Annotated in this window: 12 protein-coding genes; 9 read left to right on the forward strand and 3 right to left on the reverse strand. The window is 69.3% G+C overall.

Annotation, left to right across the window (positions count from 1 at the left end):
• Positions 1 to 66: 66 nt before the first annotated feature.
• Complete coding sequence (locus AC3QL2_RS16690) at positions 67 to 1,047, reverse strand: LysR family transcriptional regulator (RefSeq protein WP_493236227.1); 981 nt, start codon at positions 1,045 to 1,047, stop codon at positions 67 to 69.
• A gap of 94 nt (positions 1,048 to 1,141) precedes the next feature.
• On the opposite strand from AC3QL2_RS16690, the gene AC3QL2_RS16695 reads away from it, so the two are divergent.
• Together AC3QL2_RS16695 and ccoG are read left to right on the forward strand one after the other, a co-directional pair.
• Complete coding sequence (locus AC3QL2_RS16695; protein WP_493236228.1) at positions 1,142 to 2,395, forward strand: MFS transporter; 1,254 nt, start codon at positions 1,142 to 1,144, stop codon at positions 2,393 to 2,395.
• A 268-nt stretch (positions 2,396 to 2,663) separates the two neighbouring features.
• Positions 2,664 to 4,103, forward strand: coding sequence for a cytochrome c oxidase accessory protein CcoG (ccoG, locus tag AC3QL2_RS16700; protein WP_493237107.1), 1,440 nt, complete (start codon positions 2,664 to 2,666; stop codon positions 4,101 to 4,103).
• A 186-nt stretch (positions 4,104 to 4,289) separates the two neighbouring features.
• Here the strand turns inward: ccoG and AC3QL2_RS16705 are convergent, their stop codons facing one another.
• A complete protein-coding gene (locus AC3QL2_RS16705; protein WP_493235864.1) occupies positions 4,290 to 5,624 on the reverse strand; it encodes a sigma-54 interaction domain-containing protein in 1,335 nt (444 codons plus the stop codon).
• Between the two features lie 292 nt (positions 5,625 to 5,916).
• Here AC3QL2_RS16705 and petA point away from each other — a divergent pair, with 292 nt between their 5' ends.
• Together petA and AC3QL2_RS16715 are read left to right on the forward strand one after the other, a co-directional pair.
• Positions 5,917 to 6,546 (forward strand): ubiquinol-cytochrome c reductase iron-sulfur subunit, encoded by a 630-nt coding sequence (gene petA / locus AC3QL2_RS16710; RefSeq protein WP_493235862.1) that lies wholly within the window; start codon positions 5,917 to 5,919, stop codon positions 6,544 to 6,546.
• A gap of 143 nt (positions 6,547 to 6,689) precedes the next feature.
• Positions 6,690 to 7,346: an MBL fold metallo-hydrolase gene (locus AC3QL2_RS16715; RefSeq protein WP_493235861.1), complete on the forward strand. Its 657-nt coding sequence runs from the start codon at positions 6,690 to 6,692 to the stop codon at positions 7,344 to 7,346.
• A 25-nt stretch (positions 7,347 to 7,371) separates the two neighbouring features.
• Here the strand turns inward: AC3QL2_RS16715 and AC3QL2_RS16720 are convergent, their stop codons facing one another.
• Positions 7,372 to 8,502, reverse strand: coding sequence for an AraC family transcriptional regulator (locus AC3QL2_RS16720; protein WP_493235860.1), 1,131 nt, complete (start codon positions 8,500 to 8,502; stop codon positions 7,372 to 7,374).
• Between the two features lie 339 nt (positions 8,503 to 8,841).
• On the opposite strand from AC3QL2_RS16720, the gene AC3QL2_RS16725 reads away from it, so the two are divergent.
• The 5 genes from AC3QL2_RS16725 (at position 8,842) to AC3QL2_RS16745 (ending at position 16,036) form a co-directional block, all read left to right on the forward strand.
• Positions 8,842 to 10,161, forward strand: a complete 1,320-nt coding sequence (locus AC3QL2_RS16725; RefSeq protein ID WP_493235859.1) for an MFS transporter — start codon at positions 8,842 to 8,844, stop codon at positions 10,159 to 10,161.
• A gap of 32 nt (positions 10,162 to 10,193) precedes the next feature.
• Positions 10,194 to 11,456, forward strand: coding sequence for an acyl-CoA dehydrogenase family protein (locus AC3QL2_RS16730; RefSeq protein ID WP_493235858.1), 1,263 nt, complete (start codon positions 10,194 to 10,196; stop codon positions 11,454 to 11,456).
• A gap of 51 nt (positions 11,457 to 11,507) precedes the next feature.
• The gene (locus tag AC3QL2_RS16735) at positions 11,508 to 12,527 is read left to right on the forward strand and encodes an amidohydrolase family protein (RefSeq protein ID WP_493235856.1); all 1,020 of its coding nucleotides are present in this window, start codon (positions 11,508 to 11,510) and stop codon (positions 12,525 to 12,527) included.
• Between the two features lie 34 nt (positions 12,528 to 12,561).
• Positions 12,562 to 13,641, forward strand: a complete 1,080-nt coding sequence (locus AC3QL2_RS16740; protein WP_493235855.1) for an ABC transporter substrate-binding protein — start codon at positions 12,562 to 12,564, stop codon at positions 13,639 to 13,641.
• Positions 13,642 to 13,744: 103 nt separating this feature from the next.
• Positions 13,745 to 16,036 (forward strand): TonB-dependent receptor, encoded by a 2,292-nt coding sequence (locus AC3QL2_RS16745; protein WP_493235854.1) that lies wholly within the window; start codon positions 13,745 to 13,747, stop codon positions 16,034 to 16,036.
• Positions 16,037 to 16,291 lie beyond the last annotated feature (255 nt).

Raw genomic sequence — 16,291 nt, forward strand, 5'->3', positions numbered from 1 at the left:
TGTTGATGGCAGACTTTGATGCGGCTGTGCTCGCATCACTGAAAGCCATGCCCTGTCCCACGGTAGTCAGCCGGCGATCGCCTGGGGCAGGGCGGCGCGCATCACGTCGATGAAGCAGCGCAGGCGGGCCGGGTAGAAGCGGGCGTAGGGATAGACCAGGCTGACCGGTAGCGGCGCGGCCTGCCAGTCCGGTGCCAGCTGCACGAGGCGCCCGTCGGCCAGCGCCTCGGTCATCACCCACGCCGAGCCGACCCCGACGCCCAGGCCCATCAGGGCCGCGCTCTTCAGCGCGTACAGGCTGTCGGTGCTCAGGCGCGGTTCGATCGGCACGACGCGGCGCTCGCCCGTCGTCACGTGGCGCAGCGCGATCTCGTGCCGGTAGTAGGTGCGCAGGGCCAGCCACGGCAGTCCGGCGAGGTCCTCCGGCTCGCGGGGCATGGCGCCGGCGGCGAGCACCGACGGCGCCGCGACGACGATGCGCGGCACTTCGGCGAGCTGGATGGCGACCAGCGACGAGTCGTCGATCTCGCCGACCTGGATCGCGCAGTCGATGCCGGCGGCGATGAAATCCTGGATCGCGCTGTCGTCGTGCAGCAGCCATTCGACCTTCATGCGCGGGTAGCGCTGAAGGTAGCTGGCCAGCGGGCCGACCAGGCGCTCCTGGCCGAAGGCGTGGGGGGCGACGACGCGCAGCACGCCTTCCGGTTCTTCGCGGGCGCCTTTCAGGTCGGACTCGAAGGCTGCCCAGTTGGCCAGCAAGGCCTTGGCGCCTTCGTAGCAGCGTTCGCCGTCCACCGTCAGGCGCATGGTGTGGGTGGAGCGTTGCAGCAGGCGCACGCCGAGGGATTTCTCCAGGGTCTGCAGGCGCCGGCTGATGGTCGGCTGGGTCATGCCGAGCTGGGCGGCGGCGGCCGATAGGTTGCCGGCCTCGATGATGCGCACGAAGGTCTGGATGAGCTCCAGGCGGTCGCCGGCAGCCGATGCGGTGGCTGGGGCATCGATGCGGGCGCGCGGCTCGCCGGGGGCGGTGATGAGCGTCTTCTTCATGCGTCAAACGTATAGCAAATCTGCATGTCAGGCTACTACCGTGGTGGCTGGGCGACGGGCAAGCTTCGCTCACCCATGAAACAGGAGTTTTGCCATGACTTCCATTTGTAAGACGCATGACCCGCTGGCCGTCCCGCTGGTGCCGGCGCTGCCTGAGCTGCCTGAAGCGGCGCTGCCAGAGGTCCACCGGCCGGCCCGCTCGCTGATCTTCCTGCTGGCTACGGGCGCCGGCCTGTCTGTCGCGTCCCTGTACTACAGCCAGCCGCTGCTCGGCGTGCTGACGGCCGAGTTCGGCACCGGTGCGCGGGAAGCCGGCTTCGTGCCGACGCTGACCCAGCTCGGCTACGCGCTGGGCATCCTGCTGCTGGCGCCGTTGGGCGACCGCCACGACCGCCGCCACATCATCCTCGGCAAGTCGGTGCTGCTGGTGCTGGCCCTGCTGGCGGCCGGGCTGGCCGGAGACTTCGGCAGCTTCCTGCTGGCCAGCCTGGCCATCGGCCTGACCGCCACGCTGGCCCAGGATTTCGTGCCGGCGGCGGCCAGCCTCGCGCCGGAGCAGAGCCGTGGGCGCATCGTCGGCACGGTGATGACCGGCCTGTTGATGGGCATCCTGCTGTCCCGTGTCGTCAGCGGGCTGGTGGCCGAGTACTGGGGATGGCGGGCGATGTTCGCGGCGGCGGCGGTCGGCATTGCGCTGATCGGCCTGGCCGCGTGGCACTGGCTGCCGCATTTCGCGCCGACCACGCAGCTGTCCTACCGCGCCTTGCTCGCGTCGCTGCCGGCGCTGCTCGGCCGCCATGCGGAGCTGCGCCGCGCGGCGCTGGCCCAGGGGCTGCTGTCGGTGGGTTTCAGCGCCTTCTGGTCCACGCTGGCGATCATGCTGCACGGCGCGCCTTTCCACCTGGGGAGCGCCGCTGCCGGTGCTTTCGGGCTGGCGGGCGCGGCCGGTGCGCTGGCAGCACCGATGGCCGGCCACCTGGCGGACCGTCGCGGGCCGGCCCTGGTGATCCGCCTGGCGTCCGGCCTCGCTGCGCTGTCCTTCGGCCTGATGGGGCTTGGCACGCAGCTGCCGCCGACCGTCCAGCTGGTGGTGCTGGGGATCGCCACGGTGGGCTTCGACCTGGGCGTGCAGGCCTCGCTGATTGCCCACCAGAGCATCGTGTATGGCCTCGACCCCGGCGCGCGCAGCCGGTTGAACGCGGTGCTGGTGGTCAGCATGTTCGTCGGCATGGCGGCGGGGGCGGTGGCTGGCAGCCTGCTGTTCGCCCAGTGGGGCTGGCTGGCGGTCACCGGCCTGGCAACGCTGACGTCCCTGGCTGCGCTGGCCGTGCGCGGGCTGCGCGACTGATCCGGGGCTGCGGTCGCGTGGTGGCAAGGGCTTGCCGCCACGTGTTCCGGACAGAAACGCTGCCAGCTGTGGCAGCGTTTCTGTCAGAAGACTGCCAGTGTGGCGTGCCGGGCCAGTGGCAGCTCAGGCCAAACCCTTGATCGAATGGGCTTTCCGCCAGCAGGACCGGATGGCACGGATGTTGTTATGGATCGGGTGATTCGCCACGGTTTTGTAACGCAGCTTCCGCCGTGGTGCCGACCCATTTCAACGCGAGTTCCTTGCAGCCATGAGCGAAGCCGACCCTCGAACCATCATCCCCCCCGATGCCCAGGCCAAGGCGCGGGCGGAAACTGAAGAAACCCTCTACGCCGTCCGCCAGAAGGTTTACCCGCGCGCGGTGACGGGCCGCTTTGCCACCTGGCGGTGGATCCTGGTGTGGGCGACGCAGATCCTGTTTTACGGCCTGTGCTGGCTGCCGTGGAACGGCCGGCAGGCCGTGCTGCTGGACCTGGTACAGCGCAAGTTCTACATCTTTGGCTGGATCTTCTGGCCGCAGGACGTGTTCTTCCTGGCGGTGCTGCTGATCATCAGTGCGTATTCCCTGTTCTTCTTCACCGCGGTGGCCGGGCGGCTGTGGTGCGGCTATTCGTGCCCGCAGACCGTCTATACCGAGATCTTCATGTGGATCGAGGAGAAGATCGAAGGCAACCGCGCGCAGCGCATGAAGCTGGACCAGGCCCCGCTGAGCGTCCGCAAGCTGGCGATCAAGGGCGCCAAGTTCGGCACCTGGGGCCTGCTGTCCCTGTGGACGGGTTTCACACTGGTCGGCTACTTCACGCCGATCCACGAGTTGCTGAGCGAAGCGGCGGGCTTCAGCTTCGGCCCGTGGGAGCTGTTCTGGATCTGCTTCTACGGCGGCTTCACCTACCTGTTTGCCGGCGTGATGCGCGAGCAGGTCTGCAAATACATGTGCCCGTATGCCCGCTTCCAGGGCGTGATGTTCGACCCGGACACGCTGGTGATCACCTACGACCCCGAGCGGGGCGAGCCGCGTGGCCCGCGGCGCAAGGGCGTCGACCCGCAGACGGTCGGCAAGGGCGACTGCGTCGATTGCGGCATCTGCGTGCAGGTCTGCCCGACCGGCATCGACATCCGCAACGGCATGCAGTACGAATGCATCGGCTGCGCGGCCTGCATCGACGCCTGCGATCAGGTGATGGACAAGATGAACTACCCGCAGGGCCTGATCCGCTATACCACCGAAAACGCGATGAAGCGGCACTGGGGCAGGAAGGAAATCCTCGGCCACGTGATGCGCCCGCGGATACTGATCTACGCCGGCGTGCTGATGGCGTTGTGCACGGCCTTCGTGTGGGGCCTGGCGACGCGCTCGACGCTGCGGGTCGATGTGATCAAGGACCGCTCGACGCTGAGCCGGGAGATCGAAGGGGGGCTGATCGCCAACGTGTACAATCTGCAGGTGATGAACATGACCGAGAAGCCGCGGCGTTACGCCCTGTCGGCGAGCGGGCTGGATGGGGTGAAGCTGAGCCCGGCCGGGCCGATCGAGCTCGATGCGGCGGAACTGAAGTCGGTCACCATCGAAGTGGCGGCGCCGCCCGAGTCGGGCAAGCCCGGCTCCAACACCGTGTATATCGAAGTGAAGGCGCTGGACGACGAAACCGTGGCGGTACGGGAGAAGTCGGTGTTCCTGATACCGCAGTAAGTACCGGAAGCTGCCGGCTCCACCTGCGCGTGGGGCCTGGCGCAGCGGCAGGGGAGGGGAGGCATGGAGCGATCCGGCTTCCCTTTTTTACGTCCGGAAGGTCGGTGGATGAGTGGCTGAGGTGCTCGCTGGCTCCTGCCGGCCTGGCTGCCCTGAATACCGGGCGGTACACCCTGCGGATACCCGTCAGCCCAGCTCCTTGATGCGCCGGTACAGCGTGCGCTCGCTCATGCCCAGCTGTGCCGCCAGGCTCTTGCGGGAACCCCGGTGGCCCTGCAGCGCGGCGCGCAGCTGGGCGTCGCTCGGTGCTGCCTGGCGCCCGGCGGGCAGGGCGCTGCGGCTCATCACGTCGTCGGCGTCCGGCATCGCAGCGTCGCTGGATTCGCCGAATTGCAGCTCCTCGGGCAGATGCCGCAGTTGCAGCAGATCGCCGTCGCACAGCAGGCTGGCGCGCTCCAGGATGTTGCGCAGCTCCCGCACGTTGCCCGGATAGTCGTAGTTCACGAGGCAGTCCAGCGCGTCCGCAGCGATGCCCAGCGGGCGCTCCGGCGCGACCCGCTTGAGCAGGGTTTCGGCCAGCTGCGGGATGTCTTCCGGGCGGCGGCGCAGCGGCGGCAGGCCGATCGGAAAGGCATTCACGCGGTAGAACAGGTCTTGGCGGAACTGGCCCTTTTCCACCAGCGCCTTCAGCGGCCGGTGGGTGGCGGAGATCAGGCGGATGTCGGCACGGATCAGCTCGGTGCCGCCGACCCTTCGGTAGGTGCCGGTTTCCAGCAGGCGCAGCAGCTTGACCTGCATCGCCAGTGGAATGTCGCCCAGCTCGTCGAGGAACAGCGTGCCGCCGCTGGCCACTTCGACGAGGCCGCTCTTGCGCGTGCTCGCGCCGGTGAAGGCGCCGCGCTCGTGGCCGAACAGCTCGCTCTCGAACAGGGTTTCGGTGAGGCCGGAACAATCCACCGCCACGAAGGGGCGGTCGGCGCGCCGGCTCGCCTCGTGGATGGCCTGGGCGACCAGCTCCTTGCCCGTGCCGGACTCCCCCTGCAGCAGTACGCTGGCTTCGGACGGGGCGACGCGGGCCACCAGCTCCAGCATCGCCAGGAAGGCCGGAGCCCGGCCGACCAGGCCCTGGTCCGCCGCGACGCCGCGGGCCACCGGCAGCGGCTCCAGCTTCTCGATGAAGAAGGCGATCTCGCCATCCCGGTCGCGCACCGGCGACAGTTCGATGTTCTCGTAGCGCTCGCCGCCGGCGGTGTGGTGCAGATGCACCACGCGCTCCCGCTGGCCGGACTGCAGGCTGCGCGCCAGCGGGCAGGATTCGCCGGCCTGGTCGCAGGGCACCGGGTAGTGGTGGGACACCTCGTAGCAGTGGCGCCCGATCAGGTCGTCCGGCCGCTCGCACTTGGCGCGGTAGGCGCCATTGGCGGCCAGGATCCGGTAGTTGCGGTCGCACAGGATGTGCGGCTCCGGCAGCGTGTCGAGGAAGGACACGAGTTCGGGGAGGGGATGGGGGCCGATGCTCATGGGGAAGGCTTTCTGCCAGCAGATCTGCCGGATGCTGTCATGGCAGACCGCCACGGTCAAATCATGCTGAGCGGTCGCTTTCGGGCCTTGATGTGCGCTGGCGGCCGCAGGAACTGCCAGGCACGCGTGTGGCAGTTCGCGTGGCAGGCCGGATGGCAGCGCGTTCTGCGGTGCGTGGGCGTAAGTGCTTGATGCGCAAGGGCTTGGCGTGACGCACTGGGGTGGCATGGATGTTGATTAGCCGGAGCTGATACAGCTTGACGACCACCGCCAGCCCAACCGAGAGGACTCCATGCCCACCACGACCTTGCCGCCCGCCTTCGGCGGACCCGAATCTCCCCGCGATCCGTCCCGCCGGACCCTGCTCATCGCCACCGCCGGAGCCGGCGGGGCCCTGGCGGTGGCCGCCGCCGCACCCTTCGTGGCGACGCTGACCCCGTCCGAGCGCGCGATGGCCGCCGGGGCGCCGGTTGAGGTGGACATCGACAAGCTCGCGCCGGGCGAGCTGATGGTCGTCGAATGGCGCGGCAAGCCGGTGTGGATCCTGCGGCGCACCCCGGACATGCTGGCCGCGCTGGCCCGGGTCGAGCCCCAGCTGGCCGATCCGCAATCCGGCGTGGCCTCCCAGCAGCCCGACTACGCCCGCAACGCCCATCGCTCGCGCAATCCGGAAGTCTTCGTGGCGGTCGGCATCTGCACCCACCTCGGCTGCTCGCCGTCCAGCGCCTTCCAGGCCGGCAACCCGGCTCTCGGCGCCGACTGGCCCGGCGGCTTCCTGTGCCCCTGCCACGGCTCGACCTTCGATCTGGCGGGGCGGGTTTTCAAGAACAAGCCGGCGCCGACCAACCTGGAAATCCCGCCCTACAAGTACCTGGGCGACACCCGCCTGCTGATCGGCGCGGACGATGCCGCGGTGGCCTGAGGTCGGCGGAGGATGTCCATGCGCAAGATTCATCCCGATGCCGGAATGCCCGGCGACCCCGACCCGGTGCTGCGGTTGTTGTCCCTGCTGACTGGCGTTCTGCTGGCCGCGTTGCGGATGGCGGGGCATTGAGGAGCGCAGTAATGTATTTCCGGCAGTTCTTCGACCCGCAGACTTCCGCGATGAGCTACCTGTTCGCCCCGGCGGACGGGGACGCAGCGGTCGCCGTCGATCCCAATCCCGATCCCTGCCAGGCGCTGCTGCTTAAGTCCCTGCTGGCCGAGCGCCGCTTCGAGTTGCAGACGATCCTGCTGACCCATGTCCATGGCGACATGCTGGAACGCCTGGCCCATCTCTATCCGGCGGTGCCGCTGGTGGCCGGTGCGCCGCCCGGCGGCGGCGAGCGCTACCGGGCGGCTGGCGATGGCGACTCGCTGCTGCTTGGTGCCGAGGCGATCCGCGTGATCGCCACGCCCGGCCACACGCCGTTCAGCGTCAGCTACCTGTGGCGGGACCGCCTGTTCTGCGGCGACGCGCTGGAGCTGGGCGGCTGCGGCCTGGCGGAAGGGGAGGTCTGCGATCCCGGGCGCATCTACGACTCGGTCGTGCACCGGCTGTTTGCGTTGCCCGACGAGGTGCTGGTCTTTCCCGGCCACGACGTGCACGGCCGCACCGTGTCGACGATCGGCGAGGAGCGCCAGCGCAATCCCTTCTTTCTGCCGCGCTCCCGCGATGCCTTCATGACCGCCTTCCGGGAACGCCAGCGGCCAAAGCCCGCCGGCTTCCGTTTCGATACCTGAACCGTGAGGGCCGGCCGGATGCCGCTCAGGCCGTGTGGCGTGTCCCGCCCGCAGGGCCGCCATCGGCCGGTCGGGCCGGCGCGTCCCCGGTGCCGTGCCGGGTCCGGTAGTCGCTCGGCGACAGGCCGGTCCACTCGCGGAAGGCGCGGCGGAAGCTGCGTTCGTCCGCAAAGCCGAGCACGTCGGCAACCTCGCGGATCGGCTCCCGGCCGCGCAGCATGCGTTGCGCATGGAGGGAGCGGGCCGCCCGCGACAGCACGCTGTAGCTGACGCCTTCCCGGTCGAGCATGCGCGCCAGCGTGCGGCGGCTGACCCCCATGTAGCGGGCCATCTCCTCCGACGAGCGGATCTCGCGGATGTGATCGGACAGGAACTGCAGCGGCGTGCGGGCGCCCGGCGCCTCGGCGCTGTCCACCTGGGCGCACAGGCGCAGCAGCTGGGTCCGCACGTCGGAATTGGGCACGCCGGTCGGGCGCTGGATCCACTCCCGCGTGAAATGGATCTGGGCGATATCGGCGCCGAGTTGCACCGGGCAGCCGAAAAAGTCCTCCAGGGCCTGCCGGGAAATACCTTCGGAATTCGTCAGCTCCACCTGCCGTGCAATCGGAATGCCCGGCGTGCGCGAGCGGGATACCGACAGGCAATTGACGAAATGGAATAGCTCGAGGGCGCTGCGCATTTCCGGGTCGTGGAATTTCGGAATATGCAGCATGCGCAGTCCGCCATCGCCGCCGGTTTCCGGCAGCGCACTCCACGCGGTGCGGAAACTGCGCGCGCAGAAGCGGATGCCTTCCTCGCCGGTGGGAAAAGCCATGGCCGCCAGTCCGATGAGGCCGAAGCTGGCGAAATTGACGCGCGACGCGTGATTGAAAAGGGATTCCCCCTTGTCGGCGCCGTGCCACAGGCGTTCGAGGATGCGCCGCAAGTCCACGTAGGAGATCACCATCGACGGCCAGTCCTGGGCCGACACGTCGAGCCCCAGCTCCCGCTCCAGCGCGGGCGGCAGGGCGCCCCGCTCGCGGGCCCAGGCGATCAGCCCGGACAGCTGGTAGAGCGTGAACTGGCGGTCGTGGATGCCGATGTCCCAGCCCCGGGCGGCGCCGTAGCCCGCAGTGGAAACCGTGTGGCGCAGATTGTCCGGGTCCAGGTATCCCATCGGGGCTCTCCATGATCGGATTGGTGGGCGCCGCCGGGGGCGCGGCGGGCGTGAATGGGTATCGGGAGTGGCGGCTTCTTGCGAGGCCCAATAGGGAAAGTCGAAAGGCGCGGCAGTCCGCCGCCAGGCGCCCCGGAAAAAATATAACAAAGGCGCACCGTGGCCCAAACGCAATCCTTGCGATAAGCAATCCATTAATCCTTCTAAACGTGGCACGGATTGTCCTTCTCTACGGATGGGCGCTCGCCAACAATAGCGTCCAGATTAGGCGATGCGCCCGCAGTGAATTGGACGGCACGCCGAAGCCATACCCCCTTATTCATTCATCTATTTCCGACCATGGCCCCGCCCCGCGAATCCACTCTTGCCGCGCCATTGCCGCCGGCCGATCGCCTCCCGAATCCGGCCGACGCCGCGTCGTCCCGCGACTGGGGCGCGCATGCCTCCCTGGCGCTGCTGCTGGCCCTCGGCGTGGTCTGCGTGATGGACGCGATGATCATTGCGTCGCTGCTCACGCCGATCAAGAACGAATTCGGCTTCAGCGACGAGCAGATCGGCCGCCTGTCGTCCCTGTTCACCCTCGCCGGCATCGTCGGCGCGCCGGTCTTCGGCTTCCTCGCCAACCGCCTCGGGCGCAAGGCGGTGCTGCTGGCCGGCGTGCTGCTGTGGAGCGTGGCGGCGGCGGCCACCGGCCTCGCCGAGGGCTTCGCCGGCCTGCTCCTGTGGCGCATCGTCACCGGCTTTGGCGAGGCCGCCTACAACAGCCTGGCGCCCAGCTGGCTGGCCGACCTGTACCGCCCCAAGTGGCGCAACCTGGTGTTCTCGCTGTACATGCTGAAGAACAAGATCGGCGCCGCGCTGGCGCTGGCCGTGGGCGGCTGGGTCGCCGCTCAATATGGCTGGCGGGCCGCCTTCTTCGTCGCCGGGGTGCCGGGCATCGCGCTGTTCCTGGCGCTGCTGTGGGTCCGGGAGCCGGAGCTGGGCGGCAGCGAGGCGCGCGCGGCCGACGGCAAGCCGGTCGAACGGCCGGACTTCCGCGCCAGCCTGGCGGTGTTCCGCAGCCCCGGCTACGTGTTGCATGGCGTGGCGCTGGTGTTCTTCTTCACCGCCATGTCGGTGCAGATGTGGATTCCGGCCTTCCTGCACCGCGTCCATGGGCTGCCCAACCAGCAGGCCTCGGCCTTCCTGGCGCAGACGCTGCTCTTCACGCTGCCGGCCGGGCTGATCGGCGGCTACCTGTCGAGCCTGTTCCTGCGCCAGTACCGCTGGGGCTTCCCGGCCTTCCTGAGCAGCACCTCGGTGATCGCCGCGGCGGCCTTCACGCTGGCCTACACCACGGCCGACCTGGCCCTGGCGCAGATCCTGATCGTCGCCGCCATCACCAGCTTCGGCCTCAGCGCCGGCACGTTGACCACGCTGGTGGTGGAGACCGTGCCGCCGCGCCTGCGCAACAGCGCCGCCGCCTTCTCGGTGGTGCTGACCTCCGGCGTGGCCGGCGTCATCGGCCCCGAGCTGGTCGGTGTGCTGTCCGACCGCTACTCCCTCGCTACGGCGGTGCTGGTGGCGCCGGCCTGCTACCTCGCCGCCGGCCTGGTCTGGCTGGGGCTGGCCGTGGCCGTCAAGCTGAGCCCGGCCCGCGTGCTGCCCAGCGCGTCCTGAACTTCCCCCGCAACCCGCAACGAAAGCCTGCCATGAGCCTCATCACCGCGACTCCCGAACGGGACGCCGCCCGCGCCGCTGCGCCCGCCGACCTCCGCTTCGAACCCTATCCTGGCGACTGGATCGCCACCGCCCGCGCCCTCGCCGCCGAACTCAAGCCCGGCGCCGCCGAGCGCGACCACCAGCGCATCCGTCCTGCCGACGCGATCCGCCGCCTGCGTGAAACCGGCATCGTCAACCTCTTCTACCCGCGGGAGCACGGCGGGGGAGGCGGCAGCGTGCGCGACGCCGCCTGGTCGGTGCTGGAGATCGCCCGCGGCGACGGCTCGGTCGGCGCGCTGCTCGGCTTCCACATGTACAACTCGGCGGTGCCGCTGTTCCACGACTTCACCGGCGACAACGCCGCCATCGTGCGCCAGGCCACCGCCGGGCGCTGGTACTGGGGCAACGTGACCCAGTACGTGAACCGGGAGTTCTTCGCCACGCCCCACCCGGACGGCGGCTACGTCATCAACGGCGTCAAGAAGTGGAACACCGGCGCGCCCCTCGCCAACGTCACCACCGTGCTGGCCGAGCACAGCAACCGCCAGCACTTCATCTACGGCTACCTGCCCACCGACCGGCAAGGCATCCGCTTCCACGACGACTGGAACCCCATCGGCCTGCGCGGCGCCGACTCCAGCACCGTCAGCTTCGACAACGTGCGCCTCTACGCGGACGAGGTGATCCCGTGGAAGCATGCCGGCGCCCAGCGCAGCGTGCTGCCCTTCTGGACCACCTTCGGGGCGCTGTATTACTCGGCGGTGTACCTCGGCTCGGCGCTGGCCGCGCTGGATGCCGCCCGCGATTACGCGCTGCACGACCGGCGCCAGTCCATCCTGCCGGGGGCCAGTTCCATCGGCGGCGACCCGCTGGTGCAGACCCAGTTCGCCGACCTGTGGATCAAGGTGGAGGCGGCGCTGGGCTACTTCGACCGCTTCATCGCCGACCTGCAGGCGGGCTGGGACGGCCGCGCCCACATCGACGAGGACGGCCTGTCCGAGCTGTCGGTGAAGTCCCTGGGCCTGCGCTCCCACGCCTCGCAGATCGCGCTGGAGGTGACGCCGCGGGTCTTCGAGTTCGCCGGCGGCCGCGGCACCAGCGCCGCCAACGACTTCGACCGCTACTGGCGCGACGTCCGCACGCTGGCCTCCCACGACCCGCTGGTCCTGTCCCTGCGCCTGGTCGGCGACTACGCGCTGAACGGCACCCTGCCGCGCTTCCCGTCGCGTTTCCCCGAACCCGCCCAGGCCTGAACCATCAGCCCTGAGCCGCCTGCATCCCCGACCCCGAGAGAGAACCCGACCATGACCAAGATCATCGACTGGCACACCCACTGGCTGTCGCCCCGCGCGCTGGCCTTCCTCGAAAGCCGCGACGCCGCGCCGCGCGTGCAGCGCCGCCCCGACGGCGGACTGGAGTTCCTGGTGAACAGCTCGGTGCTGTCCCGCGCGATCCCCATCGGCCCGACCTTCTTCGACGGGCCGACCCGCATCGCCCACATCGACGAGGCCGGCATCGACCACCAGGTGATCTCCTGGCCGACCACGCTGGGTGTCGACCCGGCCCTCGACGCGGCGGCCTCCCGCACGCTGTTCGGCGACTACAACGACGACCTGGCGGAGCTGGTGTCCCGCCATCCGGGCCGCCTCAGCGGCCTCGCTGCGCTGACCACCGCCGACGTCGAATGGTCGGCCCGCGAACTCGACCGGGCCCACCGGGAGCTGGGCCTGATCGGCGCGGTGCTGCCGGCCGGCGCCTTCCTCAGCCTCGACGGCGCCCGCCACGTGGCGCCCATCCTCGAAGTGGCCCAGCGCCACGGCAGCCACCTCTACCTGCACACCGGCCTGGCCCATCCCAGCGTGCCGGGGCAGTGGGCCCATCCGCCGGCGGCCGACGCCGCCACCGCCCGCTGGCTGCTGGAATCCACGTCCCAGTTCTCCGCCGCGTGGATCACTCTGGTCCTCACGGATTACCTCGAACGCTACCCGGACGTGACGGTGCAGCTCGCCATGCTCGGCGGCATCCTGCCGGCGCTGGCCGGCTCCATCGACGCGCGGGGCCGCAAGGAAGGCCTGCCGCCGCAGCTGCCGGCGCTGCGCCGGGTGTACATCGACACCGGCGTGCTCGGCAGCGACCCGGAAGCCCTCGGCCTGGCGGTGCGCGTGCTCGGGGCCGAGCGGATCCTCTTCGGCTCCGACTACCCGCTGGTGCCGAGTGCGCCGGTGCTGGCCGCGGTGCGCGGCAGCGGCCTCGACGCCCACACCCTGCAGACCCTCTTCAACAACGGGCGCGAGATTCTCGAACGCCTGGCCCGGGCCGCCTGAGCGCCGCCCAGCCCCACCGCCCCAGGAGATTCCGATGAGCCTCACCCTCGACGCGGCAGCGGCCGCGCCCGCCGCCACCCCGACCCGCAGCGCCCTCAGCCTGACCCGCTGCCCGGCGGTGCCCACCGCCTCGGCGCTGGCCTACCAGCTGGGCTACCTGCAGGAAGAGTTCGCCGACGAGCCCGGCTTCGACGTGACGTTCAAGTCCATCGGCTTCACCGGCAAGCTGTCCTACGCCCACCACGAGCGCCTGTGGATCCGCAACGCCGGCCACGCGCCGGCGGTGTGGGCGCGCGCCCACGGGGTGGACAACCGCATCGTCGCGCTGGCCTGGCTGGAAGGTTCCTACCCGCTCAAGGTGCTGGCGGCTTCCGGCATCGCCACGCCGGCCGACCTCAAGGGCCGCAGCGTGGGCATCATCGGGCGAGCCGAGCAGGCCTTCGACCTGATGATCGCCCAGCAGCTCAAGCTCTTCTCGGCGGCCCTGGCGACCGCCGGACTCAGCCTTGCCGACGTGCAGCGCGTCGATCTGCCGGCGCCGCCCCATTCCACCGAGCCGGGGCCCGACGGGCTGCGCCGCGACTATTTCAGGGAGCAGGCCGCCGTGCTCGCCGAGGCCCTGCGCACCGGGCAGGTGGACGCGGTGTTCGCCCGCCTGCCGGCCGACGTGGAGGCCGGACTGGGTATCCGCACCGTGTATGAGAGCCGCGACAACCCGGACCCGCTGGCCCGCGTGCATCCCTCGGTGCTGCGCGGCCTGGCGGTGAGCGGGGCGCTGCTCGACGAGCGGCGCGACATCGTGGTGCGCTACCTGGCCCGCCTGCTGCAGGCCACCGACTGGGCGCTGGCCCACCCGGACGAGACGGTGACCTTGATCGCCCGCGACTTCAACGTGGCCCCCGAGACCCTCGCCGGCGCCTACGATAGCGTGGCCCGGGGCGTGCAGATCGACCTGGACGCGGACAAGGTTGCCAGCCTGCGCGTGCAGAAGGACTTCCTGCTCGAACACGGCTTCATCCCGCAGGACTTCGACATCGGGCCGTGGGTGGACCCGGCGCCCCTCGCCGAGGCCCGGCAGCTGCTGGCCGACTGGAAGGCCGCCGGCAAGGTCTAGCCCGAGCCCCGATTCCCGACCCTTATTCCCCTTTTTCATTGAAACCGAAACGGCCGGCCGCGCCCCTGGCGGGCGGGCCGTGCCCTCTTGCGCGGAGAACACAGTGCATCACGTAAAGCGATTCAAACGACAGCGCATCGCCCTGGCCGTCGCCGGCACCCTGATCGGCCTCGGCAGCGTTCCGGCCGCCTGGGCCGCCGACGGCGAGGCGGACAGCGCCGCCCTCGACACGGTGGTCATCACCGCCACCAAGCGCTCGGAAAAGCTGCAGGAGGTGCCCGCCGCGGTGACCGCCATCAGCGGCGCCGAGATCCAGGACGCCGAGCTGCGCACCACCAAGGACGTGGCCAAGTTCGTGCCGGCGGCCCAGGGCTGGAACACCGAGAGCCGCGCGCGGCCGCGCTTCTTCATCCGCGGCGTCGGCTCCAACGAAGCCACCAACAACGCGGTCAATCCCATCGGCTTCTACGCCGACCAGGTCTACTACAACAACAACCTGTTCCAGGGCGCGCCGCTCTACGACCTGCAGCAGGTGGAAGTGCTGCGCGGGCCGCAGGGCACCCTGTGGGGCAAGAACACCACCGGCGGCGCCTTCCACTTCATCTCCAAGAAACCCACCTTCAACACCGACGGCTACGCCCGCTTCGAAGCCGGCAGCTACGGCAGCCGCGTGGCCGAAGGCGCCATCGGCGGCGAACTGCAGGAAGGCGTGCTGGCCGGCCGTGCCGCCGTGCATTACGAGGAGCGCGGCGGCCTCGCCACCAACACCGTGACCGGCCGCGACGTGGGCGACTTCCGCGACTTCGCCGGGCGCTTCCAGCTGCTGGCCCTGGTGACGCCGGACTTCGACGCCAGCCTGGCCCTCAACCTGCGCAACCTGGAAGGCACCCAGAACCCCTGGTATTCGGTCACCCGCAACGGCGCGGCGGACCTCAACGGCTACGTGGCACCCATCGGCAACGGCAACGGCGACCGCCGCCACGTCGCCTACAACGTGGACCTGCCCCTGCGCGTCGAGACCCAGGGCCTCAACCTGACCCTCAACTGGGCCCTCGGCGGGCTGACCCTCACCTCCATCACCGCCGTCGATCACGGTCGCCGCTGGGGTATCGCGGATTCCGACTACACGCCCTACGAATACAGTACCGGCAGCAACGCGCGCTCCTACAACCGCAACAGCGTGACCCAGGAGAGCCAGGAGTTCCGCCTCGCCTCGCGCAAGGATCAGGACCTCAGCTGGATCGCCGGAGCCTACTTCTTCCACGACAAGAACGACTCCTTCACCACCAACGCCAAGCTCACCGGCACGACGGGCACCCAGTCGTACAACTACACGGTCTACACCCAGGACACCCGCAGCACGGCCCTCTTCGGCAACGCCGGCTACCGCGTGAACGAGCGCTTCAAGCTCAACGGCGGCGTGCGTTACACCCGCGAGACGGTCGGCATCGACCTCACCACGCGCATCGCGTCAAGCGGCGCGGCCTTTCCGGTGGCGGCCGACTGGTGGTCGCCGGACTCCCTGGGCGCCGCCACCACCAGCACCTATTACTCCACCAACGGGCGGGTGGAGAACAGCTGGTCCAACCTCGGCTACGACTTCACGCCCGAGTACCGCCTGGCCACCAACCAGCTGGTCTATGTGCGCCACGCCAGCGGCTTCCGCTCCGGCAACTACAACACCTACATCACCCCCAACGGCGTGCCCGGCGTCTCGCAGTTCTCGGTGGTCAAGCCGGAGAAGCTCAAGTCCTACGAGGTGGGCTACAAGAGCAGCTGGCTCGACCAGCGCCTGATCTTCAACACCAGCGCCTTCCACTACGACTACAAGGACATGCAGCTGGTGGTGAACCAGGTGTTCGGCAGCGCCTTCTACCCGACGCTGATGAACGCCGGTGCCGGCGAGGTGGACGGCATCGAGTTCGAGACCCAGTTCCAGGCCACGTCGGCCCTCAAGCTGCGCGCCAACCTGAGCAGCCTGCGCACCAAGTTCAACGAGCTCACCGCAGGGGGCAAGAGCTACGCCGGCTTCAACTTCGCCCGCGTGCCGCGCGTCACCAGCCTGCTCGGCGCCGACTACCGCCTGCCCGTCGCCGGCGGCAGCCTGCTGCTCAGCACCGACTGGAGCTACACCAGCCAGGTGAATTTCAACGTCACCGACAACACCGACCCCTACGCCATCCAGGAAGCCTTCTGGCTCGGCAGCCTGCGCGCCGCCTACACGCTGCCCGGGAGCAAGGTCACCGTCGGGGCCTACGTGAACAACGTGACCGACCAGCGCTACAAGAACCAGGCCATGCTCTACCAGGGCGGCACCAACGCCACCAACGGCCACTACCCGACCGGCTACGGCGAGCCGCGCATCGTGGGGCTGAGTCTGAGCTTGAAGTACTGACAAGCACGGGCGCGCGCCGGCGCCCGCTTGTTGACTGAAAACGGAAGGTAACCATCCGTCATTGGATGGTTGCCTTCCGTTTTTCGGATGAATTTGCCGAAACTTCGGATCGCGAGCTCGAAACTTCGGACTCCGAGCTCGAAGTTTCGACCGCATTGCTCGAAGTTTCGAGCTCGGAGTCCGAAACTTCGAGCTTTGAGTCCGAAGTTTCGGTGATTCCGGTCGAAGTTTCGGATGTTGAGCTCGAACTTTCGG

It is taken from the genome of Zoogloea sp. GW822-FHT05C07, from assembly GCF_058800215.1.

What these genes read in the sequence shown, in the direction of transcription:
- AC3QL2_RS16705 (WP_493235864.1), bottom strand. Translation starts at nt 5,624, where the DNA reads ATGAGCATCGGCCCCCATCCCCTCCCCGAACTCGTGTCCTTCCTCGAC.
- AC3QL2_RS16690 (WP_493236227.1), bottom strand. Translation starts at nt 1,047, where the DNA reads ATGAAGAAGACGCTCATCACCGCCCCCGGCGAGCCGCGCGCCCGCATC.
- AC3QL2_RS16720 (WP_493235860.1), bottom strand. Translation starts at nt 8,502, where the DNA reads ATGGGATACCTGGACCCGGACAATCTGCGCCACACGGTTTCCACTGCG.
- AC3QL2_RS16725 (WP_493235859.1), top strand. Translation starts at nt 8,842, where the DNA reads ATGGCCCCGCCCCGCGAATCCACTCTTGCCGCGCCATTGCCGCCGGCC.
- AC3QL2_RS16715 (WP_493235861.1), top strand. Translation starts at nt 6,690, where the DNA reads ATGTATTTCCGGCAGTTCTTCGACCCGCAGACTTCCGCGATGAGCTAC.
- AC3QL2_RS16730 (WP_493235858.1), top strand. Translation starts at nt 10,194, where the DNA reads ATGAGCCTCATCACCGCGACTCCCGAACGGGACGCCGCCCGCGCCGCT.
- AC3QL2_RS16740 (WP_493235855.1), top strand. Translation starts at nt 12,562, where the DNA reads ATGAGCCTCACCCTCGACGCGGCAGCGGCCGCGCCCGCCGCCACCCCG.
- ccoG (WP_493237107.1), top strand. Translation starts at nt 2,664, where the DNA reads ATGAGCGAAGCCGACCCTCGAACCATCATCCCCCCCGATGCCCAGGCC.
- petA (WP_493235862.1), top strand. Translation starts at nt 5,917, where the DNA reads ATGCCCACCACGACCTTGCCGCCCGCCTTCGGCGGACCCGAATCTCCC.
- AC3QL2_RS16695 (WP_493236228.1), top strand. Translation starts at nt 1,142, where the DNA reads ATGACTTCCATTTGTAAGACGCATGACCCGCTGGCCGTCCCGCTGGTG.
- AC3QL2_RS16735 (WP_493235856.1), top strand. Translation starts at nt 11,508, where the DNA reads ATGACCAAGATCATCGACTGGCACACCCACTGGCTGTCGCCCCGCGCG.